This window comes from Paraburkholderia sp. J94 (genome assembly GCF_905220285.1).
GTDB classification, from domain to species: Bacteria; Pseudomonadota; Gammaproteobacteria; order Burkholderiales; family Burkholderiaceae; genus Paraburkholderia; species Paraburkholderia tropica_A.
In genome coordinates this window covers 424,394-442,597 of sequence record NZ_CAJMZH010000004.1, presented here as the reverse complement: position 1 = coordinate 442,597, position 18,204 = coordinate 424,394, and the positions used below count along the sequence as shown (strand labels likewise).

14 protein-coding genes are annotated in these 18,204 nt (G+C 67.0%); 10 read left to right on the top strand and 4 right to left on the bottom strand.

What is annotated here, in order from left to right:
- Positions 1-181 precede the first annotated feature (181 nt).
- Together U4Y88_RS10660 and U4Y88_RS10655 are read left to right on the top strand one after the other, a co-directional pair.
- Positions 182-784, top strand: a complete 603-nt coding sequence (locus U4Y88_RS10660; RefSeq protein ID WP_321783901.1) for an META domain-containing protein — start codon at positions 182-184, stop codon at positions 782-784.
- Between the two features lie 271 nt (positions 785-1,055).
- Complete coding sequence (locus U4Y88_RS10655) at positions 1,056-5,999, top strand: DNA translocase FtsK (protein WP_321783796.1); 4,944 nt, start codon at positions 1,056-1,058, stop codon at positions 5,997-5,999.
- A 129-nt stretch (positions 6,000-6,128) separates the two neighbouring features.
- Here the strand turns inward: U4Y88_RS10655 and U4Y88_RS10650 are convergent, their stop codons facing one another.
- The gene (locus U4Y88_RS10650) at positions 6,129-7,406 is read right to left on the bottom strand and encodes a lactonase family protein (RefSeq protein WP_321783794.1); all 1,278 of its coding nucleotides are present in this window, start codon (positions 7,404-7,406) and stop codon (positions 6,129-6,131) included.
- A gap of 190 nt (positions 7,407-7,596) precedes the next feature.
- On the opposite strand from U4Y88_RS10650, the gene U4Y88_RS10645 reads away from it, so the two are divergent.
- From U4Y88_RS10645 to U4Y88_RS10635, 3 genes are all read left to right on the top strand, one after another.
- A complete protein-coding gene (locus tag U4Y88_RS10645) occupies positions 7,597-7,746 on the top strand; it encodes a DUF3096 domain-containing protein (protein ID WP_224011960.1) in 150 nt (49 codons plus the stop codon).
- Positions 7,747-7,957: 211 nt separating this feature from the next.
- Complete coding sequence (locus U4Y88_RS10640; RefSeq protein WP_321783792.1) at positions 7,958-9,835, top strand: glycoside hydrolase family 15 protein; 1,878 nt, start codon at positions 7,958-7,960, stop codon at positions 9,833-9,835.
- 343 nt (positions 9,836-10,178) lie between these two features.
- Positions 10,179-11,456, top strand: a complete 1,278-nt coding sequence (locus U4Y88_RS10635) for a polyhydroxyalkanoate depolymerase (protein WP_310630507.1) — start codon at positions 10,179-10,181, stop codon at positions 11,454-11,456.
- A gap of 82 nt (positions 11,457-11,538) precedes the next feature.
- Here the strand turns inward: U4Y88_RS10635 and U4Y88_RS10630 are convergent, their stop codons facing one another.
- Positions 11,539-12,171, bottom strand: coding sequence for a TetR family transcriptional regulator (locus U4Y88_RS10630; protein ID WP_224011957.1), 633 nt, complete (start codon positions 12,169-12,171; stop codon positions 11,539-11,541).
- 455 nt (positions 12,172-12,626) lie between these two features.
- Here U4Y88_RS10630 and rsxB point away from each other — a divergent pair, with 455 nt between their 5' ends.
- The 3 genes from rsxB (at position 12,627) to U4Y88_RS10615 (ending at position 14,809) form a co-directional block, all read left to right on the top strand.
- Positions 12,627-13,541: an electron transport complex subunit RsxB gene (gene rsxB, locus U4Y88_RS10625; RefSeq protein ID WP_415774420.1), complete on the top strand. Its 915-nt coding sequence runs from the start codon at positions 12,627-12,629 to the stop codon at positions 13,539-13,541.
- 23 nt (positions 13,542-13,564) lie between these two features.
- Positions 13,565-14,209, top strand: coding sequence for an endonuclease III (gene nth, locus U4Y88_RS10620; protein ID WP_321783790.1), 645 nt, complete (start codon positions 13,565-13,567; stop codon positions 14,207-14,209).
- Between the two features lie 165 nt (positions 14,210-14,374).
- Entirely contained in the window at positions 14,375-14,809 is a 435-nt protein-coding gene (locus U4Y88_RS10615) for a DUF1841 family protein (protein ID WP_065063655.1), read from the top strand.
- Between the two features lie 110 nt (positions 14,810-14,919).
- On the opposite strand, the gene U4Y88_RS10610 is transcribed toward U4Y88_RS10615, so the two are convergent.
- The gene (locus tag U4Y88_RS10610) at positions 14,920-15,315 is read right to left on the bottom strand and encodes a c-type cytochrome (protein WP_224011967.1); all 396 of its coding nucleotides are present in this window, start codon (positions 15,313-15,315) and stop codon (positions 14,920-14,922) included.
- A 41-nt stretch (positions 15,316-15,356) separates the two neighbouring features.
- Positions 15,357-15,722 carry a c-type cytochrome gene (locus tag U4Y88_RS10605; protein ID WP_224011955.1) on the bottom strand — a complete coding sequence of 122 codons (366 nt, stop codon included), beginning with the start codon at positions 15,720-15,722 and terminating at the stop codon, positions 15,357-15,359.
- Between the two features lie 370 nt (positions 15,723-16,092).
- On the opposite strand from U4Y88_RS10605, the gene U4Y88_RS10600 reads away from it, so the two are divergent.
- Positions 16,093-16,944, top strand: a complete 852-nt coding sequence (locus tag U4Y88_RS10600) for an AAA family ATPase (protein WP_224011954.1) — start codon at positions 16,093-16,095, stop codon at positions 16,942-16,944.
- Positions 16,945-16,993: 49 nt separating this feature from the next.
- A complete protein-coding gene (locus U4Y88_RS10595; protein ID WP_224011953.1) occupies positions 16,994-18,166 on the top strand; it encodes a vWA domain-containing protein in 1,173 nt (390 codons plus the stop codon).
- Positions 18,167-18,204: the final 38 nt, after the last annotated feature.

The following is an 18,204-nucleotide window of genomic DNA, read 5'->3' as shown; positions in this document are numbered from 1 at the left end:
ACATCTGGACACAGATCCGTGGCGCGCCAGTTGGAGGTTTGCGCTCGCTTGTGCGGGGCGGGTGCGTTACGCTTACGCCTTCTCGCTGCTTACCAGGAATTTCGCGATGCTCAAACGATCGAGCCACCGCCTTGCCGGACGCTCCACGGCGCGCCAGGCTCGCGCCTCGCGCGCTTCGCTCATGTCGCTCACGTCGCTCGTTTCGCGCACGGCGCCGCTCGCGGCCGCCACGGCCGCCGCGCTGCTGCTGGCCGCGTGCAAGCTGCCGGTGCACCAGGACGCATCCGCGCCGCCGCCCGATCCGTTCAATCCGGCCGCCACGCAGCTGCTCGACAACTCGCACTGGCAGCTCGTCGAGTGGAAGAACGCCGACGGTTCGCTGCGCTCGCTGCCGGGTGCGGGCACGGGTGCAATGGCGAACTCCGCCGCGAACGCGCCCGGCGCGCGTCCGGTCACGCTCGATCTCTCGACCGCCACCGGCCAGCGCCGCGCGAGCGGCTACTCGGGCTGCAACCGCTACACCGGCAGCTACGTCCTCAAGAACGGCCTGCTCTCGTTCGGCCAGCTCGCGGGCACGCGCATGGCGTGCGTCGGCGCGGGCGGCGAAATCGAAGGCGCCTATCTCGACGCGCTCTCGCACGTCGCGCGCAGCGGCGTGCAGATGCGCGATCCGCAGGCGCTGCTGCTCGTACTGGAAAACGGCGACCGCCTGACCTTCGCGAGCACGGCCAGCGCGGCAGCCGCGCCGGCCTCGGGCGCGCAGCCCGCCAAGCAGGGCGAGTGACGGACCGCATCGACTGGCAGCCGCGCCCTCGCCCGGCGCGGCTCTTTTTTTGCGGCGCGGCTGGCCGTCAGGCACGCTGCGAAGCGCACCGGGAAGCGCAGTACGAAGCGCACGACGAAGCGCACCGCGAAGCTCGCTGTGAAGCTCGCCGAGACGCCCGCCGCGAAGCCCACTGCGGCGCGGCGACAACGCGCGTTGCGGCGCGCGGGGTCCTTGCGGTTACACTCGAACACTCGACACGTTGCACCTCTTTTAATCACTGATCTCTGGCATGCACACGGTAGTTCCTGGCTGGTTCGGCTTGTCGGCCGTCTGGTTCATCCCCCTGATCTGGCGTCTCGTGAAGTCGGTGCTGCCCGGCGGCGCGGGACTGCGCGGTCCCGGCACGATCCGGCTCTGGCTCGGCTTTTTCTGCGTGCTTCTCTCGAGTTGCGCGCTCGAAGCGTCGCTGCTGCACATCGTGGGTTTCGATGCGCTCGGCCACGCGCTCGCCGACGGACTCGGCAAGCTGATCGGCCACGTCGCCGCACCGCTCGCCATGACGGCGCTGTTTATCGTGAGCCTGCCCTGGCTCATCGATTTCCGCTGGCGCGATTTCCTCGTCTGGGCCGACATCTCGCTCGGCCTCGGCCTGAACATCCGCCCCTCGCGCGACGACGATGACAACGGCGAACGCCGCTCGCGCCGCAGCCGCCGCGAATCGAGCCCGGACATCGCGCCAACGACCGGCATGCCCGCAAGCCTCGGCGGCGGCGGACTCGGCGCGGGCTTGAGCCAGGGACTGGGTCAAGGACTCGGCGCAGGAATGGGCTCAGGCGTCGGCTCAAGCGTCGGCGCTGGTGTCGGCTCGGGAATCGGCCCGGGAATCGGCCAGGGACTGGGCGGCGGCCTCGCCGCAGGCACGGGACCGAACATCGGCTCGGGCACCGGCGACGCCGCGCCGCTCGACGGCACGCGCCGCAAGCGTCCGACGATCTGGCGTCCGCCGATGCCGGGCAAGCGCGCCGCGCACGCTTCGGCGGCGGCTGCGGCTGCCGAAGTCGCGCGCGCGAGCGCCGCGAATCCGTGGCGCGTCGAGCCGGACTTCGCCTCGCCGGAACCGTCGCCCGCCGCCGCATGGGCGCGCACGGAACCGACCGTGCCGACCGGCTGGCTGCGTGACGGCCAAAACGCGGCCCGCGCGCCGCAAGCACAAAACACCCCGCCGATGCCGGCCGACGCACGCCGCGCCGCAGCGGCTGGCGCGGCACTCGGCGCGAGCGCCGCAGCGGCCGGGGCGCCGAATGGCGCACCGCAGCCCGCAGGCGCGGCAGGTTTCGCCAACGATCCGCGCCGTCAGCCGCAATACGCGAACACGCTGGCCGCAGCGCCGATGAACGGCGCGTCGCCCGCGATGGCCGCGCCGCGCGCGCCCGCCAGCGCGCCGACTCCCAGCGCCGCCGCGAATCCGACACCGTGGCGCGCACCCGCGCCGCGTCCCGCCTCGCAGGCACAGACCGCCGCGCAAGCGGGCACCGCGTTCGGCGTTGCGTCGTCCGCGTCGGCGGCCGCTGCCAGCGCGCAGGCCGCGCAAGCCGCTCGCGCAGCGGTGGCCGCCACGCACACCGTTCCGCTCGCGGCGACGGCCGCCGCCGCAGCTGCCGCGCGCGCCGCCGTGGCCGATCCGCTCACCTCGCCGTTCGCCCAGCCCGCCCCCGTGCGCCGCAGCGCGCCGCCGCCCGTCGCGGGCAGCACGGCCGCGCGCGCCTCGGCGGCCGCCGCGGCCACGCAGCCGCGTCCGGCCAAGCCCGCGCGCCCGTTCGTCTGGCCGACGCGCACCACGCCCGCCGCCGCGCGCCCGCTCGCGACGAGCCAGAGCGTCACGAGCGTGACGCAAGGCGGCGCGCGCATCGGCGCGCCCGTGAGCACGCCGATCGCCGATGGCAACGCCGTCACGCCCGCCTACTCGCGCCCCGTCACGCCGACGCAGCCCGCGCCGCAAGCGCCGCTCTCGACGAGCGTGCTGGAGACGCTGCGCTCGATCGAGGAAAACGCCGCGCGCTGGACCTCGCTCGCGGGCGCAAGCCTCGCGCGACGCAATCAGTCCGACGATGAAACGGCGGGCGTTGCTGACGCGATGCAGGTCGCGCCCTACCCCGCCGTTGAAGCGGTTGAGCCCGCGCCTCAGGCGCTGATGGTCGATCGAACCCCCGAGCCGGCTGAGATGATCGAGACGGTCGAGACGGTCGAGACGGTCGAGCGGGAGGTCGAACCTGCCACCGCGCCGGTTGCGATCGATTCGATCGAAGATCCGCTCGAAGCCGTCGAAACCGTCGAAGCCGAATCGCACCACGCCGCCGAAGACGAAGCGCGCGCGCAGTTCCCGCTCGCCGCGCCGCAAATCGCAGTCGCCGGGGCAACGCCGGTGGACGAAGCCGCTGACGAGGCGCACCACGCCGGGTCCGCAGGCGACGACACCCTGCCGTCGTTCCTCGTCGATGACGACTACGCCCACGACGACGAAGCGATCGCGTTGCCGACCTTCGTCGCGCCCGCGTCGCACACCGAAGTCAGCAGCGACGCCTTCCATACTCAGTACGTCGAAGCCGGGCACGCGGACACCGCCGTAGCGGAACCGCAGGCGGACGCAACGGTTCCTGCCGTCGCCGCCGAAACGGTCGCCGAAAGCGCGACGCACGCATCCGCATCGACGGTCTGGCCGACGTTCGACAACGGCATGCCCTGGGTCATGCTCGACGACGAACCGGAAGCCGAAGCGCAGCCCGAAGCCGTGATTCACGAAACCGTGTCTCACGAAGCTGGGTCTCACGAAACCGCGACGCCGACCGAGACGCCCGCCGCATCCGAATCGGCAAGCGGGCCGTTCGACAGCGAAACCGACAGCGTCATGCACTTCCCGCGCCTCGCGCCGGAAGCCGTGCAAGTAGCCACGCAAACGCCGGTGGTCGCGCAAACGGTCGAAGCACAGCCCGCCGACGACGACGTTTACGCGGCAACGCATGACATCGCGACGGAAGAACCCATCGCGCTGCAAGCGGCTCATGACGTTGCGCACGCAACCAACACGCTTGCGCCCGCCGACGCGTTCGCGCAATCGTTCGCGGCAGCATTGGCGCGTTTCGTGGAACCGGCGGACGAAGAAGCGAACGCCGTCGATCAACCCATCGATCAAGTCGCTGAACCGGTTCCCGAGACGCCAGCCGCGGCAATCCCGGACGCCGAGCCCGTCTCGCACGTGAGCGACGAGCCCGCTTCTGAAGTCGTAGCCGAAGTCGCGTCTGAAGTCGCGTCTGAAGCCACATCCGAAGCCGCACCCGAGGTTGAGGCACTGACGCCGATCGTCGCCGCAAGCGAAGCCGTGGCCGAACCGGCTGCATTCGCGCCGCTGGTCGAGCCGATCCATCTGCCCGAACCGGCACCTGCACCCGCGCCCGCGCCGATCCCGGAGTTCGCGGCAGCACCCGCCCCGTTCGCCGAAATCCCGCCGTGGGAAGCCGCGCCGCTGATGTTCGCGCCGGAGCCGCCTGCGCCGTTCATGCCGACGCTCGACGTCGCGCCGCCTGCGCCGTGGTCGCCCGCCGCATCGACGCCTGCGCCCGCACCAGCGCCAGTGCCAGCTGCCGCCCCGCCCGCCGCCGCCGCAGCCGCAACGCCTGTGGCCCAGGAACCGGCCGCGCGCCAGCCCGTGCGCGGCCACGCGGCGACGGCGTTCGAATTCCAGCCGCTGTCCGCGTCGTCGGTCGACTTGCCCGGCTTCGACCTGCTCGAACGCTCGTCGACCGAAATCGAATACGTCTCAGAAGAAAAGCTCGCCGAAACCAGCCAGCTCATCGAGCAGCGCCTGCAGGAATTCAAGGTGCCGGTGACCGTGGTCGGCGCATCGGCGGGCCCGGTCATCACGCGCTTCGAAGTCGAGCCCGCGCTCGGCGTGCGCGGCAGCCAGATCGTCGGGCTGATGAAGGATCTGTCGCGCGGCCTCGGCCTCACGTCGATCCGCGTGGTCGAGACGATTCCCGGCAAGACCTGCATGGGCCTCGAACTGCCGAACGCGAAGCGCCAGATGATCCGCCTCTCGGAGATCCTCGAATCGACGCCTTATCAGCGCTCGCAGTCGAAGCTCACGATCGCGCTGGGCAAGGACATCATCGGCCTGCCGGTCGTCACCGATCTCGCCAAGGCGCCGCACATGCTCGTCGCGGGCACGACCGGTTCGGGCAAGTCGGTCGCGATCAACGCGATGATCCTCTCGCTGCTCTACAAGGCGACGCCCGAGGACGTGCGGCTCATCATGATCGACCCGAAGATGCTGGAGCTGTCGGTCTACGAAGGCATTCCGCACCTGCTCGCGCCGGTCGTGACCGACATGAAGCTCGCGGCCAACGCGCTGAACTGGTGTGTCGGCGAGATGGAGAAGCGCTATCGCCTGATGTCGGCCGTGGGCGTGCGCAATCTCGCGGGCTTCAACCAGAAGATCCGCGACGCCGCGGCGCACGAGAAGAAGATCGGCAATCCGTTCTCGCTCACGCCCGAAGCGCCCGAGCCGCTTTCGCCGCTGCCGATGATCGTCGTGGTGATCGACGAGCTTGCCGACCTCATGATGGTCGCGGGCAAGAAGATCGAAGAACTGATCGCGCGTCTCGCGCAAAAGGCGCGCGCGGCGGGCATCCATTTGATTCTCGCGACGCAGCGTCCTTCGGTGGACGTCATCACGGGTCTCATCAAGGCGAACATTCCGACGCGCGTGGCGTTCCAGGTGTCGTCGAAGATCGACTCGCGCACGATTCTCGACCAGATGGGCGCGGAATCGCTGCTCGGCCAGGGCGACATGCTGTTCCTGCCGCCCGGCACCGGCTATCCGCAGCGCGTGCACGGCGCGTTCGTCGCCGACGAGGAAGTGCATGCGGTGGTCGAGTATCTGAAGCAGTTCGGCGAACCCGAGTACGTCGAGGGCATTCTCGACGGCCCGACCAGCGAAGGCGCGCCGCAGGACCTGTTCGGCGAGTCGCCCGAGGCGGAAGCCGATCCGCTCTACGACGAAGCCGTCTCGTTCGTCGTGCGCACGCGGCGCGCGTCGATCTCGTCGGTGCAGCGTCAATTGCGCATCGGCTACAACCGCGCCGCGCGCCTCGTCGAGCAGATGGAAGCCGCCGGTCTCGTCTCGCCGATGGGCATCAACGGCAGCCGCGAAGTGCTCGTGCCGGGACAGGCCGAATGAGCGCGAGGTAAGCGCGAGGTAAGCGCGAAGCCGTCATCGTCGACGCCAAACAAAAACGCCGCGTGGATCAGCTCCACGCGGCGTTTTTATTTCGCGAGCCGGCCGAAGCCGGCTCATGACGTCAAAGCGTCAAGGCGTCACGAACTTGAAGTCGACCGGCGAACCGATCTCGATCTTCTTCGGGTTCGCTTCGAGCAGACCCGTTTCCTGATCGCGGCGGAACACGTAGGCCGTGTCGCTGTTCTGGTTGCCGACGATCAGCCACTGGCCGCTCGGATCGATCGCGAACTCGCGCGGCGACTTGCCGAGGCTCGCCTGACGGCCGACGCGCTTGAGCTTGCCGCTCGTCTGATCGACGGCGAAGATCGAGATGTCGTTGGCGTCGCCGCGATTCGACACGTAGAGGAACTTGCCGTCCGGCGACAGATGCAGCGCCGCCGCGCCCACCGCGCCCTTGAAGCCCGGTTCGGCGAGCTTCTCGACCTGTTCGAGCTTCAGGCGGCCGTCTTCGTAGTTGAACACGCTGACGGTGCCCGCGAGTTCGCTCGTCAGGTACGCGTGGCGGCCGTCGTTGCCGAACACGAGGTGACGCGGGCCGGTGCCGGCCTTCACGCCGGTGTAGCGCCATTCGGCCGGGCTCACGAGACCGCGCGAGCCGTCCGGCGTGTAGCGGTAGGTCCAGAGCTTGTCGGTGCCGAGATCCTGCGTGAACAGATAGTGGCCGTCCGGCGAGAACACGGTCGAGTGGACGTGCGCGTTGTCCTGGCGGCCCTTCACCGGACCGCCGCCTTCGTGATGCACGGTCAGCACCGACTGGCCGAGCTTGCCGTCCTGCTCGACCGGCAGCACGGCGAAGCTGCCGCCCGGATCGGCGGCCACCGAATAGTTGGCGACGAACAGATACTTGCCGTCCGGCGAGAGGCTCAGATAGCACGGGTCGTTGCCCTGCGCCGAGACCTTGTCGAGGAACGTGAGCTGGCCGCTCGCGGCGTCGAAGCCGAACGCGCTGACGTCGCCGCGCGTGGTGGCCGGGCCGTTGTCGCCGGGCAGTTCGTTGACGGCGTAGACGTAGCGCTTGTCCTTGCTGACCACGAGATACGACGGGTTCACCGTCTTCGCGACGCTGACCTGCTGCGCGTCGCCGGTCTTCGAATCGAAGCGATAGACGTAGAGACCTTCGCTCTTGCCGCCCGTATAGGTGCCGACGATCAGATCGTAGACGCCGTTGCCGGCGGCCTGGGCGCCCGCGCTGCCCTGCGCGAACGCGGTCGTGGCGGCAGCGACACCGGCCATGATGGCGATGCCCTTGATGATCTGACGAATGACGCCGCGCGACGGGTTACGCGATTGCGCACGGGATTGCGCACGCGCGGGCACGCCGATTGCGGCTGCGTGGTCCTGAAACATGTCGACCTCCTTTCTTCTTGTCGAACCTGGATGATGCAAATCGGCAGCGCGCGGCGCGTAACGGCCATGACCCGTGAAGCGGCGCGCGAGCACGAATGTTATGAGGGTTAGACCAGTATAAGTGAGGATGCGCGCGCCTGATGGCCAGAAGCCCACCCAGACGCCCGTTCGCGCCCACCCAGGAGTGAATATGAACATCCATGTCGCCATCGGCCCGCTCGTCGCGCTCATCGCCGGCATCCTGATTCTCGCCGTGCCGCGCCTGCTCAACTACATCGTTGCGCTCTACCTCATCATCATCGGGATCATCGGGCTGTTCGGCACGAACGGGCATTTCTGACGCCCGGCCCGGCGTCCACCCGACGCTCCCGGGCACTTCCCGCATCAGCTTGTTGCGCCCCATGCGCGTCGAAACGCGTTGCGCGAGCGGCCCTGCACCCACTAATCTTGTGCGTGCATGCGCCGTATCGATTGTTTCGCCCGTTTGTTTCGCTCGTTTGTTCGCGTGTTTTTCACGTGTTGATTCGCGTAACGCTGTCAATCTGCTTACCATGCCCGCACTCATCGAAGACTATGCATTGATCGGCGACGGCCACACGGCCGCGCTCGTGTCCCGCGAGGGTTCCATCGACTGGCTGTGCTGGCCGCGCTTCGACTCCGGCGCGTGCTTCGCCGCGCTGCTGGGCACCGAAGCCAACGGCCGCTGGCTGCTCTCGCCCGCGCCCGCCGCCGACGGCTCGCGCGCCGACATCAAGATCACGCGCCGTTATCGCGGCGACACGCTGATCCTCGAAACCGATTTCGAAACGCCCGAAGGCGCCGTTACGCTGATCGACTTCATGCCGCCCGGCAACGGCTGGAGCGAGCTCGTGCGCATCGTCGTGGGCCGGCGCGGCACCGTGCGCATGCGCTGCGAACTGGTGATGCGCTTCGACTACGGCTTTTCGGTGCCGTGGGTGAGCCGGCTCACCTACGAGAGCGGCATCAAGGCCACGGTCGGCCCGGACACCATCGTGCTGCGCACGCCCGTCGATCTGCAGGGCGAAAACATGCACACGGTCGCGGACTTCGAGGTCAAGGAAGGCGAGCGCGTGCCGTTCTCGATGGCCTACGCGGCCTCGCATCTGCGTCTGCCGCCGCCGCGCGATCCGTTCACGGCGCTCGCGCGCACCGAAAACTTCTGGGCCGAATGGGCCGCGCGCAGCACCGTCGAAGGCCGCTGGGCCGCGCCGATCCGCCGCTCGCTCATCACGCTCAAGGCGCTCGCTTACGAGCCCACGGGCGGCATCGTCGCCGCGCCCACGACCTCGCTGCCCGAGCAGCTCGGCGGCACGCGCAACTGGGACTATCGCTACTGCTGGCTGCGCGACGCCACCATCACGCTGCTCGCCATGATGCGCGGCGGCTACTACGACGAAGCGCGCGCCTGGCGCGCCTGGCTCGGCCGCGTGATGGCCGGCTCGCCTTCGCAATTGCAGATCATGTACGGCCTCGCGGGCGAGCGCCGCCTGCCCGAGTTCGAACTCGACTGGCTGCCCGGCTATGAAGGCGCGAAGCCCGTGCGCGTGGGCAACAACGCGGTCGGGCAATTGCAGCTCGACGTCTACGGCGAAGTGATGAATGCGCTGCATCTCGCGCGCGTGGGCGGCCTGCAAGCCGACGAAACCGCGTGGTCGATCCAGTGCGCGATGCTCGAACATCTGGAAACGATCTGGACCGAGCCCGACGAAGGCATCTGGGAAACGCGCGGCGGCCGCCAGCATTTCACGTTCTCGAAGGTCATGGCGTGGGTGGCGTTCGATCGCTGCGTGCGCTCGGCGGAGCAATTCGATCTGCCCGGCCCGGTCGATCACTGGCGCGAGTTGCGCGACACGATCCACGCGACCATCTGCGAGCGCAGCTTCAACACGGAGCTGAACTCCTTCACCCAGATCTACGGCGGCACCGACCTCGACGCGAGCCTTCTGCTGATGCCGCTGGTCGGCTTCCTGCCCGCGAAAGATCCGCGCATCGCGGGCACCGTCAAGGCGATCGAGCGCGATCTGATGTGCGAAGGCTTCGTGATGCGCTACCGCACCACCGAGTTCAACGACGGCCTGCCGCCCGGCGAAGGCACCTTCCTCGCGTGCAGCTTCTGGATGGTCGACAACCTCGCGCTCCAGGGCCGCATGGACGACGCCCGCAAGATGTACGAAAGACTGCTCGCGCTCGCCAACGACGTCGGCCTGCTCGCCGAGGAATACGATCCGATTGCCGGCCGACTTGTGGGAAATTTCCCACAAGCCTTCTCGCATGTGGCGCTCGTGCACACGGGCCTGAACCTGATGCGGCACGAGCAGCAAATGGCCAGCGAAACGGGCCATCCAGCCACACCGGAAACGGCCATGGAATCGGACCTCGCTGACAAATCGGCGACAACCGCTTCGTAATTGTTCGAAAGCGCCTATGAGTTTGCGCGAGGTAAGTTACACTGGGATGCTGCATTGCACAACGTTCTGGGGTCCGATATGATCGACCACGGTTTTTTAGCCCGGTTTTCTGCTCCATCGGGCGCGTGCTTTGCGGTCCTGAAAGGCCGGCCAGGCGCGCCTGCGCCGCGCGGGCCATGGAGGCGGCGTGCGTGCGCAAGCGGCGCCGAAGCCACGCATGCGCCTCAAGCGGCGCCATCCCAGGCCGATAAACAGCCTGACCGACCCACTCTCCCAGCCCGCCGCCGCCCACCCGCGCAGCGGCGCGGCGCGGAGGCGAACCACCCCTGATGCTGGAGCATCCATGCTCTACCAAATTCGTGAATACCAGCGTGCCCTGCTGAGCCCGCTTACCGCGTGGGCCCAGGCGGCGTCCAAGTCGTTTTCGAACCCGTCGAGCCCGTTCTCGCTGATCCCGGGCGCCACGCGCCTCGCGGCCGGCTACGAGCTGCTGTACCGCCTCGGCAAGGATTACGAGAAGCCCGAATTCGACATCCGCCAGATCGAGAAAGACGGTTTTCACATTCCGATCGTCGAGCAGACCATCGTCGAAAAGCCGTTCTGCCGTCTGCTGCGCTTCAAGCGCTACGCCGACGACCCCGGCGCCGTGTCCGCGCTCAAGGACGAGCCTTCGGTGCTGGTGTGCGCGCCGCTCTCGGGCCACCACGCCACGCTGCTGCGCGACACGGTGCGCACGCTGCTGCAGGACCACAAGGTCTACATCACCGACTGGGTCGACGCGCGCATGGTGCCGCTCGAAGCCGGTCCGTTCCATCTCGACGACTACGTCGCGTACATCCAGGAATTCATCCGCCATATCGGCGCGAAGAACCTGCACGTGATGTCGGTGTGCCAGCCTACCGTGCCGGTGCTCGCGGCCATCTCGCTGATGGCGTCGCGCGGCGAGGACACGCCGCTCACCATGACGATGATGGGCGGCCCGATCGACGCGCGCCGCAGCCCCACGGCGGTCAATTCGCTCGCAACCGAACACTCGCTGGACTGGTTTGCGAACAACGTCATCCATACGGTGCCGGCCAACTATCCAGGCGAAGGGCGCGAGGTCTATCCGGGCTTCCTGCAGCACGCGGGCTTCGTGGCGATGAATCCGGGCCGCCACACCACCGCGCACTGGGACTTCTACAAGAGCCTGCTGCGCGGCGACGAAGAGGATGCCGAAGCACATCGCCGTTTCTACGACGAATACAACGCGGTGCTCGACATGGCCGCCGAGTATTACCTCGAGACCATCCAGACGGTGTTCCAGGACTTCCGCCTCGCTGAAGGCACGTGGGACGTCGCGGGCGAGCGCGTGCGGCCGCAGGATATCCGCGACACGGCGCTTTTCACGATCGAAGGCGAACTCGACGACATTTCGGGTTCCGGCCAGACGCATGCCGCGCACGATCTCTGCACGAACATCCCCGAGCCGAACCGGCATCGCCTGACGGCGGAAAAGTGCGGCCACTACGGCATTTTCTCGGGCCGCCGCTGGCGCACCATCATCTATCCGCAGTTGCGCGAATTCTTCCGCCAGTATCAGCAGACGAAACAGCGCAGCAAGGAAAGCGCGGTCGTCTGAGTCCGCGTCTAAGCCCGCCTCACGCGCATGCGAAAACGCCGCGCCGGTTCTTCAACCGGCGCGGCGTTTTTTTACGTCGGCGTCATTTGCGCATCAGGAACGCGAGCAGCATCTCGGTGTTGAGCTTGATGACCTCGGCGCGCTCGCTGGGCGTGCTGAAGTCGCGGCCCATCGTCGCGCTGATGGTGTAGCGGTTCGAGACGATGTAGTAGCCCATGCCCGAGAGCGTCACGTACAGACGCAGCGGATCGATGTCGGAGCGGAACAGGCCTGCGGCCTCGCCGCGCGCGAGGATCGCGCCGAGCGTGGCGACGATCGGCGACACCATCTCGTGGATGCGCGTGGACTTCTGCATGTAGCGCGCCTCGTGCAGGTTCTCGTTGTTCACGAGCCGCAGGAGTTCGGGATGATCGCGGTAGTAATCCCAGACGAAATGCGCGAGCCGCGTGATGGCCTCGACCGGCGCGAGTCCGGCGAGATCGAGCGCGCGCTCGGCTTCGTTCAGTGCGCCGAACGCGTGTTCGAGCACGGCGGTGAACAATTGCTCCTTGCTTCCGAAGTAGTAATAGAGCATGCGCTCATTGGTTTCCGCGCGCCTCGCGATCTGGTCAACGCGTGCGCCGAACAGGCCGCCGTTCGCGAATTCTTCTGCTGCGGCGAGCAGGATGCGGCGGCGCGTGCCTTCGGGATCTCTTTTGATTTTCGGCTGATTCATGGTGGCAGGATCGCTCGATAGGCGCGCGGGTTCCCACTTCACGCTGCCGGGCCTCTCCAAACCCATGTAGCAGCAACGTGACTGCGGGGCGCGCCAGGTTAATGGACTGACACCCTTCGTTTTTCGGTCTTGCTCTCGTTATGCGACATCGCCCGGACCCTCGCCTGACGATGCGTCGTGAAGCACTCCTCTATGCCTGCCTCGAATCGCGCGCGCCCGCCTGGCCGGACCTTGCCGGATACCGGCGCAACACCCGCGCGGCCGCTGACGATTCGAATTAAGCACTTTGATTATGGCACATGCCCTGCCGATGGCAATGCGGGAAATCGGCGATAATGCGGGCTTTGGCGCCGCGCGCGCGTGCCTCGCCAGACGGCCTTGCCGTCTCGCTGGCCAACATCGCGCCGCCGCCCGGCCCCCCCGATCCCCCCCGGGCCCGCCCAGAAGTCGCGACCGTGAACGAACCGAAAACACTCGCAGATCGCATCGAAGATCTGCTGCCCCAGACGCAATGCACGAAGTGCGGCTACGACGGCTGCCGGCCCTACGCCGAAGCCGTCGCGGCCGGCACCGCCAATTACAACCAGTGCCCCCCCGGCGGCGCCGAGGGCGTCGAACGCCTCGCGACGCTGCTAGGCAAGCCCGTTATTCCGATCAATCCGGTCAATGGCGTCGAGCGCGCACGGCCTGTCGCGTTCATCGACGAACAGGTCTGCATCGGTTGCACGCTGTGCATGCAGGCGTGTCCGGTCGATGCGATCGTCGGCGGGCCCAAGCAGATGCACACCATCGTCAAGGATCTCTGCACGGGTTGCGACCTGTGCGTGCCGCCCTGCCCGGTCGATTGCATCGCGATGATTCCGGTGACGGGCGACGCCACCGGCTGGGACGCCTGGACGCAACAGCAGGCCGATGACGCGCGTCTGCGCCACGACCGCCGCCAGGCGCGCCTCGCCGCCGAGCGCGACGCCGCCGAAGCGCGCGCCGCGGCCCGCCGCGCGGCTGCCGCCGCCGCACCCGCGCCACGCGCGCAGGAGGCACAAGGCGCGCAGCCCGACGCCGCCGCCACGCCCGCCGCTGCCGCGCCGCAATCCGCGCCCGCCGACGACGCCGAAGCGAAGAAGAAAGCCATCATCCAGGCTGCGCTTGAACGCGCTCGTCAGAAGAAAGCGGAACTGTCGGCGCGCGGCGAAGGCCCGCGCAACACCGAGCAGGTCAGCGCCGACGTGCAGGCGCAGATCGACGCCGCCGAGGCGCGCCGCAAGCGTCTGGGCATCGCCGCGTCGCCGGACGGCAAGACCGGTGACGCGAGCGATGGCACGAACGGCAACACGTCCGATCAACCGTCCGGCGGCGACAAGCCCGCCTGATCCTCGCGCCCACGCCTATCCGCATGAACGCCACCAAGCGCCGCGCCATCTTCGAAACGCTGCAGAGCATCAATCCGCATCCCGAAACCGAGCTGGAGTACTCGACGCCGTTCGAACTCCTGATCGCCGTGCTGCTGTCCGCGCAGGCCACCGACGTGTCGGTGAACAAGGCCATGCGGCGGATGTTTCCCGTCGCGAACACGCCGCAGACCATGCTCGCGCTCGGCGAGGAAGGCGTGGCCGATTACATCAAGACGATCGGCCTCTACCGCACCAAGGCGAAGAACGTGATCGCCACCTGCGAGAAGCTGATCGAGCAGTTTGGCGGCGAGGTGCCGCAGACGCGCGAGGCGCTCGAAGGTCTGCCCGGCGTGGGCCGCAAGACCGCGAACGTGGTGCTCAACGTGGCGTTCGGCCAGCCGACCATCGCCGTCGATACGCATATCTTTCGGGTTGCGAACCGTACCGGCCTCGCGCCCGGCAAGGACGTGAAGGCCGTCGAGCTTGCGCTGGAGAAGTTCACGCCGAAGGAATTCCTCGTGAACGCGCATCACTGGCTGATCCTGCATGGCCGCTACGTCTGCAAGGCGCGCCGGCCGGAATGCTGGCATTGCGTGATCGAGCCGGTCTGCGAGTTCAGGCAGAAGACGCCGCCGCCCGATCTTTGAGCTTTAGCGCCTGCGTTTTTCGCCCCAGTTCCGGCCCTTGATTCGCGCCCGAGCGCCCGTGGCGCCTCCGGCAGGCCCACGCCTGGCGGCGTAAAATCGCTCGATAGACTCCAACGACGAAGCCGGTTCGCACTGAACCGGCCTCCCCACCCGGCACCACTCACGATGTTCAATCCCAGCCGCGACGAAGTCCGCCGCTTTTTCACCGAGACCTGGCGCAAGCAGCGCGCGGGCGAAATCCTCACGCCGCTCGAAGCGATCGCCGCCGACTGGATCGTCGAGCATCCCGAGTATCACGCGGAACTCGCCGACGCCGATCAGGCCGCCGCCCAGGACTATTCGCCCGAACGCGGGCAGAGCAATCCCTTCCTGCATCTGTCGATGCATCTGGCGATCAGCGAGCAGTTGTCGATCGACCAGCCGCCCGGCATCCGCGCGGCGCACGACCGGCTCGCGGCGCGCATGGGCTCCACGCACGACGCGCAGCACGCGATCATGGAATGTCTCGGCGAGACCATCTGGGAAGCGCAGCGCACCAACACGCCGCCCGACACCGACGCCTATCTGCAACGCATCGAACGCCGCGCCACGCGCGACTGAGCGCCACCAGACGTCGATACGCGAAGCATCCACGAACAAAAACACCCCGTTCGAACCGCCAACGCGGCCCGAACGGGGTGTTTTTGCTTTGATCGCGCGTTCGCCGGCGCTTACTTCTTCTCGACCAGATCGCCCTTCAGCGATTCGATATACGCGGCCAGATCCTTCATGTCGCTCTGCGACAGGCTCTGCACCTGCGCCTGCATGATCGGATTGTTGCGGCCCAGATGCGGGTTGTTGCCGCCCATCTGGTACTGGCGCAGCGCCCAGTAGATGTAATCGGCATGCTGGCCCGCGAGCTTCGGATACTCCGGGCTCACCGGCTTGTTGAGGTTTTCGCCGTGGCAGGCGGCGCAGTTGTGGCTCTCGGAGAGCACCTTGCCTTTGGCGGCGTCGGCGGCCTGCGCGGGCAGCGCGACGAGCGTGAAGGCCAGTGCCGATGCGGCTGCAACGATCGCGGCGGCCGGCGCATACGCGCGGCGGCGGGCATGCGCGGGCGCGGCCATGCGGGACATGTTCATGGTTTTTCCTCTCAGTCGCGTGCCGGTTACTTCTCGGGATTGTTCTTCGAGGCGGGCGTCTGCGACGAGTAATACGCCGCGATATCCGCAATATCCTGATCGCTGAGCGACACCGCAATGGCGTGCATGGTCTCGAAGTGACGGTCGCCTTTCTTGTAGCCGTGCAGGGCGTTGGCGATGTACTGGGCGTTCTGGCCGCCCAGGATGGGCACGTGGTAGACCTCGGGATAGGCCGTGCGATAGTCGGGAATACCATGACAGCCGATACACATCGCCACCTTGTCCTGCCCTGCCTTCGCGTTGCCCACGACATCCGCGTGTGCCGTGGCCGCGAAGCCCGCCAGCACGGTCAATGCTCCGAACATGACGTGCTTGCCGACAATTTTTTTCATAGCATCCAACCTGGCTTGAGGGGATTCGAACGCCCGAACCGCAGGCCACGGCCTGCGCCGCATTACTGCTGTTTTACTTTTGGGGGTCGCCGTGCAGGCCGAAAAAAATCGGTCCGAGTATACCGCGACGCCGCGCCGCACGTCCACCGGGAGTCCACCCGCCCGGCGCCCGCTCAGGCCCGCCAGACGGGGCTCGGGCGTTGTACGAGGGGCCTTCGGGCGGGTCGTGCGGGGGAACCCTGATGCGCCGGGAACGACAGTTCCGGCCACAAACAGGTGCCGCATCGGGCGGTGCCAACGATACGCGAGCCCCTTAAGGGCCAACACCCCTTCTGACTTATACTGGGATTTTTTTAGCGAGCGGTTCATCATGCGCGCCACGCGTTTCGAAGGCTCTTCGCAGTACGTCGCCACCGACGACCTCAAGCTCGCGGTCAATGCCGCGATCACCCTGAAGCGTCCGCTGCTCATCAAGGGCGAGCCGGGCACCGGCAAGACGATGCTGGCCGAAGAAGTCGCGGCCGCGCTCGACATGCCGCTCATGCAGTGGCACATCAAGTCCACCACGAAAGCGCAGCAAGGCCTCTACGAATACGACGCGGTCTCGCGCCTGCGCGATTCGCAGCTCGGCGACGAGCGCGTGAAGGACATCCGCAACTACATCGTCAAGGGCGTGCTCTGGCAGGCGTTCGAGTCGGAGCAGCCGAGCGTGCTGCTGATCGACGAGATCGACAAGGCCGACATCGAATTCCCGAACGACCTGCTGCGCGAACTCGACCGCATGGAGTTCTATGTCTACGAGACGCGCGAACTGATCAAGGCGAAGCAGCGCCCGCTCGTCATCATCACGTCGAACAACGAGAAGGAACTGCCCGACGCTTTCCTGCGCCGCTGCTTCTTCCACTACATCAGCTTTCCCGATCCGGCCACGATGCAGCGCATCGTCGAAGTGCACTATCCGGGCATCCGCAAGGAACTGCTGAACGCGGCGATGGAAAGCTTCTTCGAACTGCGCAACGTCGCGGGCCTGAAGAAGAAGCCGTCCACGTCGGAACTGCTCGACTGGCTCAAGCTGCTGCTCGCCGAAGAAGTCCCGCCCGCCGCGCTGCGCGCCGCCGACGGCTCGAAGACGATGCCGCCGCTCGCGGGCGCGCTGCTCAAGAACGAACAGGACATGACGCTGTTCGAGCGGCTCATCTACATGAACCGCCACAACCGCTAAGGCGCGGCGAGCACGCAAAAAAAGCACGCACGAAGCACGGAGAATCCGCATGCTGATCGACTTCTTCTACACGCTGCGCGACGCGAAGCTGCCGGTCTCCGTCAAGGAGTACCTCACGCTCGTGGAAGCGCTCAAGGAGCGCGTGATCGCGCCGTCGCTCGACGACTTCTACTTTCTCGCGCGCATGACGCTCGTGAAGGACGAACAGTATTTCGACCGCTTCGATCAGGCCTTCGGCGCGTATTTCCGCGGCATCGAGAAGAAGTCGGCGCAGGCGTTCGAGATTCCCGAGGACTGGCTCAAGAAGCGGCTCGAACGCGACTTCACGCCCGAGCAGCGCGCGCAGATCGAGGCGATGGGCGGACTCGACAAGCTCCTGGAGCGCCTCAAGCAACTGTTCGACGAACAGAAGGAGCGCCACGAAGGCGGCAGCAAGTGGATCGGCACGGGCGGCACCTCGCCGTTCGGCAACGGCGGCTATAACCCCGAGGGCATTCGCATCGGCGGCGAAGGCGGCCAGCGCAGCGCCGTGAAGGTGTGGGACGCGCGCGCGTATCGCGACTACGACGATCAGGTGGAAATCGGCACGCGCAACATCAAGGTCGCGCTGCGCCGTCTGCGCCGCTTCGCGCGCGAAGGCGCGGCCGAGGAACTCGATCTCGGCGACACGATCCGCAGCACCGCCGCCAACGCGGGCTGGCTCGACCTCAAGATGGTGCCGGAGCGCCACAACAAGGTGAAGGTGCTGATGCTGCTCGACGTAGGCGGCTCGATGGACGATCACATCAAGCGCACCGAAGAACTCTTCTCTGCCGCGAAAGCCGAGTTCAAGCATCTGGAGTTCTACTACTTCCACAACTGCGTCTACGACTACCTGTGGAAGAACAACCGCCGCCGCCACGCGGAGCGCACGTCCACGTGGGACCTGCTGCACAAGTTCACGCCCGACTACAAGCTGATCTTCGTCGGCGACGCGACCATGAGCCCCTACGAAGTGCTGCAACCGGGCGGCTCGGTCGAGTACAACAACCCGGAAGCGGGCGCCGTCTGGCTGCGCCGTCTCGCCGACCAGTTCCCGCATTTCGCGTGGCTCAATCCCGAACCCGAGCGGCTTTGGGAATACCGGCAATCGGTGTCGGTGATCCGCGAAATTCTTGGGCATCGCATGTATCCGCTCACCGTCGCGGGGCTCGAAACCGCCATGCGCGTGCTGAGCAAATAACGCCACATCCGACATTTACAGGTAAAACGAGGAGAGTT

Excerpts from the sequence above, each read along its gene's own strand:
- U4Y88_RS10650 (WP_321783794.1), bottom strand. The coding sequence starts at position 7,406 with ATGTTTCAGGACCACGCAGCCGCAATCGGCGTGCCCGCGCGTGCGCAA.
- U4Y88_RS10605 (WP_224011955.1), bottom strand. The coding sequence starts at position 15,722 with ATGAAAAAAATTGTCGGCAAGCACGTCATGTTCGGAGCATTGACCGTG.
- U4Y88_RS10630 (WP_224011957.1), bottom strand. The coding sequence starts at position 12,171 with ATGAATCAGCCGAAAATCAAAAGAGATCCCGAAGGCACGCGCCGCCGC.
- nth (WP_321783790.1), top strand. The coding sequence starts at position 13,565 with ATGAACGCCACCAAGCGCCGCGCCATCTTCGAAACGCTGCAGAGCATC.
- U4Y88_RS10610 (WP_224011967.1), bottom strand. The coding sequence starts at position 15,315 with ATGGCCGCGCCCGCGCATGCCCGCCGCCGCGCGTATGCGCCGGCCGCC.
- U4Y88_RS10645 (WP_224011960.1), top strand. The coding sequence starts at position 7,597 with ATGAACATCCATGTCGCCATCGGCCCGCTCGTCGCGCTCATCGCCGGC.
- U4Y88_RS10600 (WP_224011954.1), top strand. The coding sequence starts at position 16,093 with ATGCGCGCCACGCGTTTCGAAGGCTCTTCGCAGTACGTCGCCACCGAC.
- U4Y88_RS10655 (WP_321783796.1), top strand. The coding sequence starts at position 1,056 with ATGCACACGGTAGTTCCTGGCTGGTTCGGCTTGTCGGCCGTCTGGTTC.
- U4Y88_RS10640 (WP_321783792.1), top strand. The coding sequence starts at position 7,958 with ATGCCCGCACTCATCGAAGACTATGCATTGATCGGCGACGGCCACACG.
- U4Y88_RS10635 (WP_310630507.1), top strand. The coding sequence starts at position 10,179 with ATGCTCTACCAAATTCGTGAATACCAGCGTGCCCTGCTGAGCCCGCTT.
- U4Y88_RS10595 (WP_224011953.1), top strand. The coding sequence starts at position 16,994 with ATGCTGATCGACTTCTTCTACACGCTGCGCGACGCGAAGCTGCCGGTC.
- U4Y88_RS10660 (WP_321783901.1), top strand. The coding sequence starts at position 182 with ATGTCGCTCACGTCGCTCGTTTCGCGCACGGCGCCGCTCGCGGCCGCC.
- U4Y88_RS10615 (WP_065063655.1), top strand. The coding sequence starts at position 14,375 with ATGTTCAATCCCAGCCGCGACGAAGTCCGCCGCTTTTTCACCGAGACC.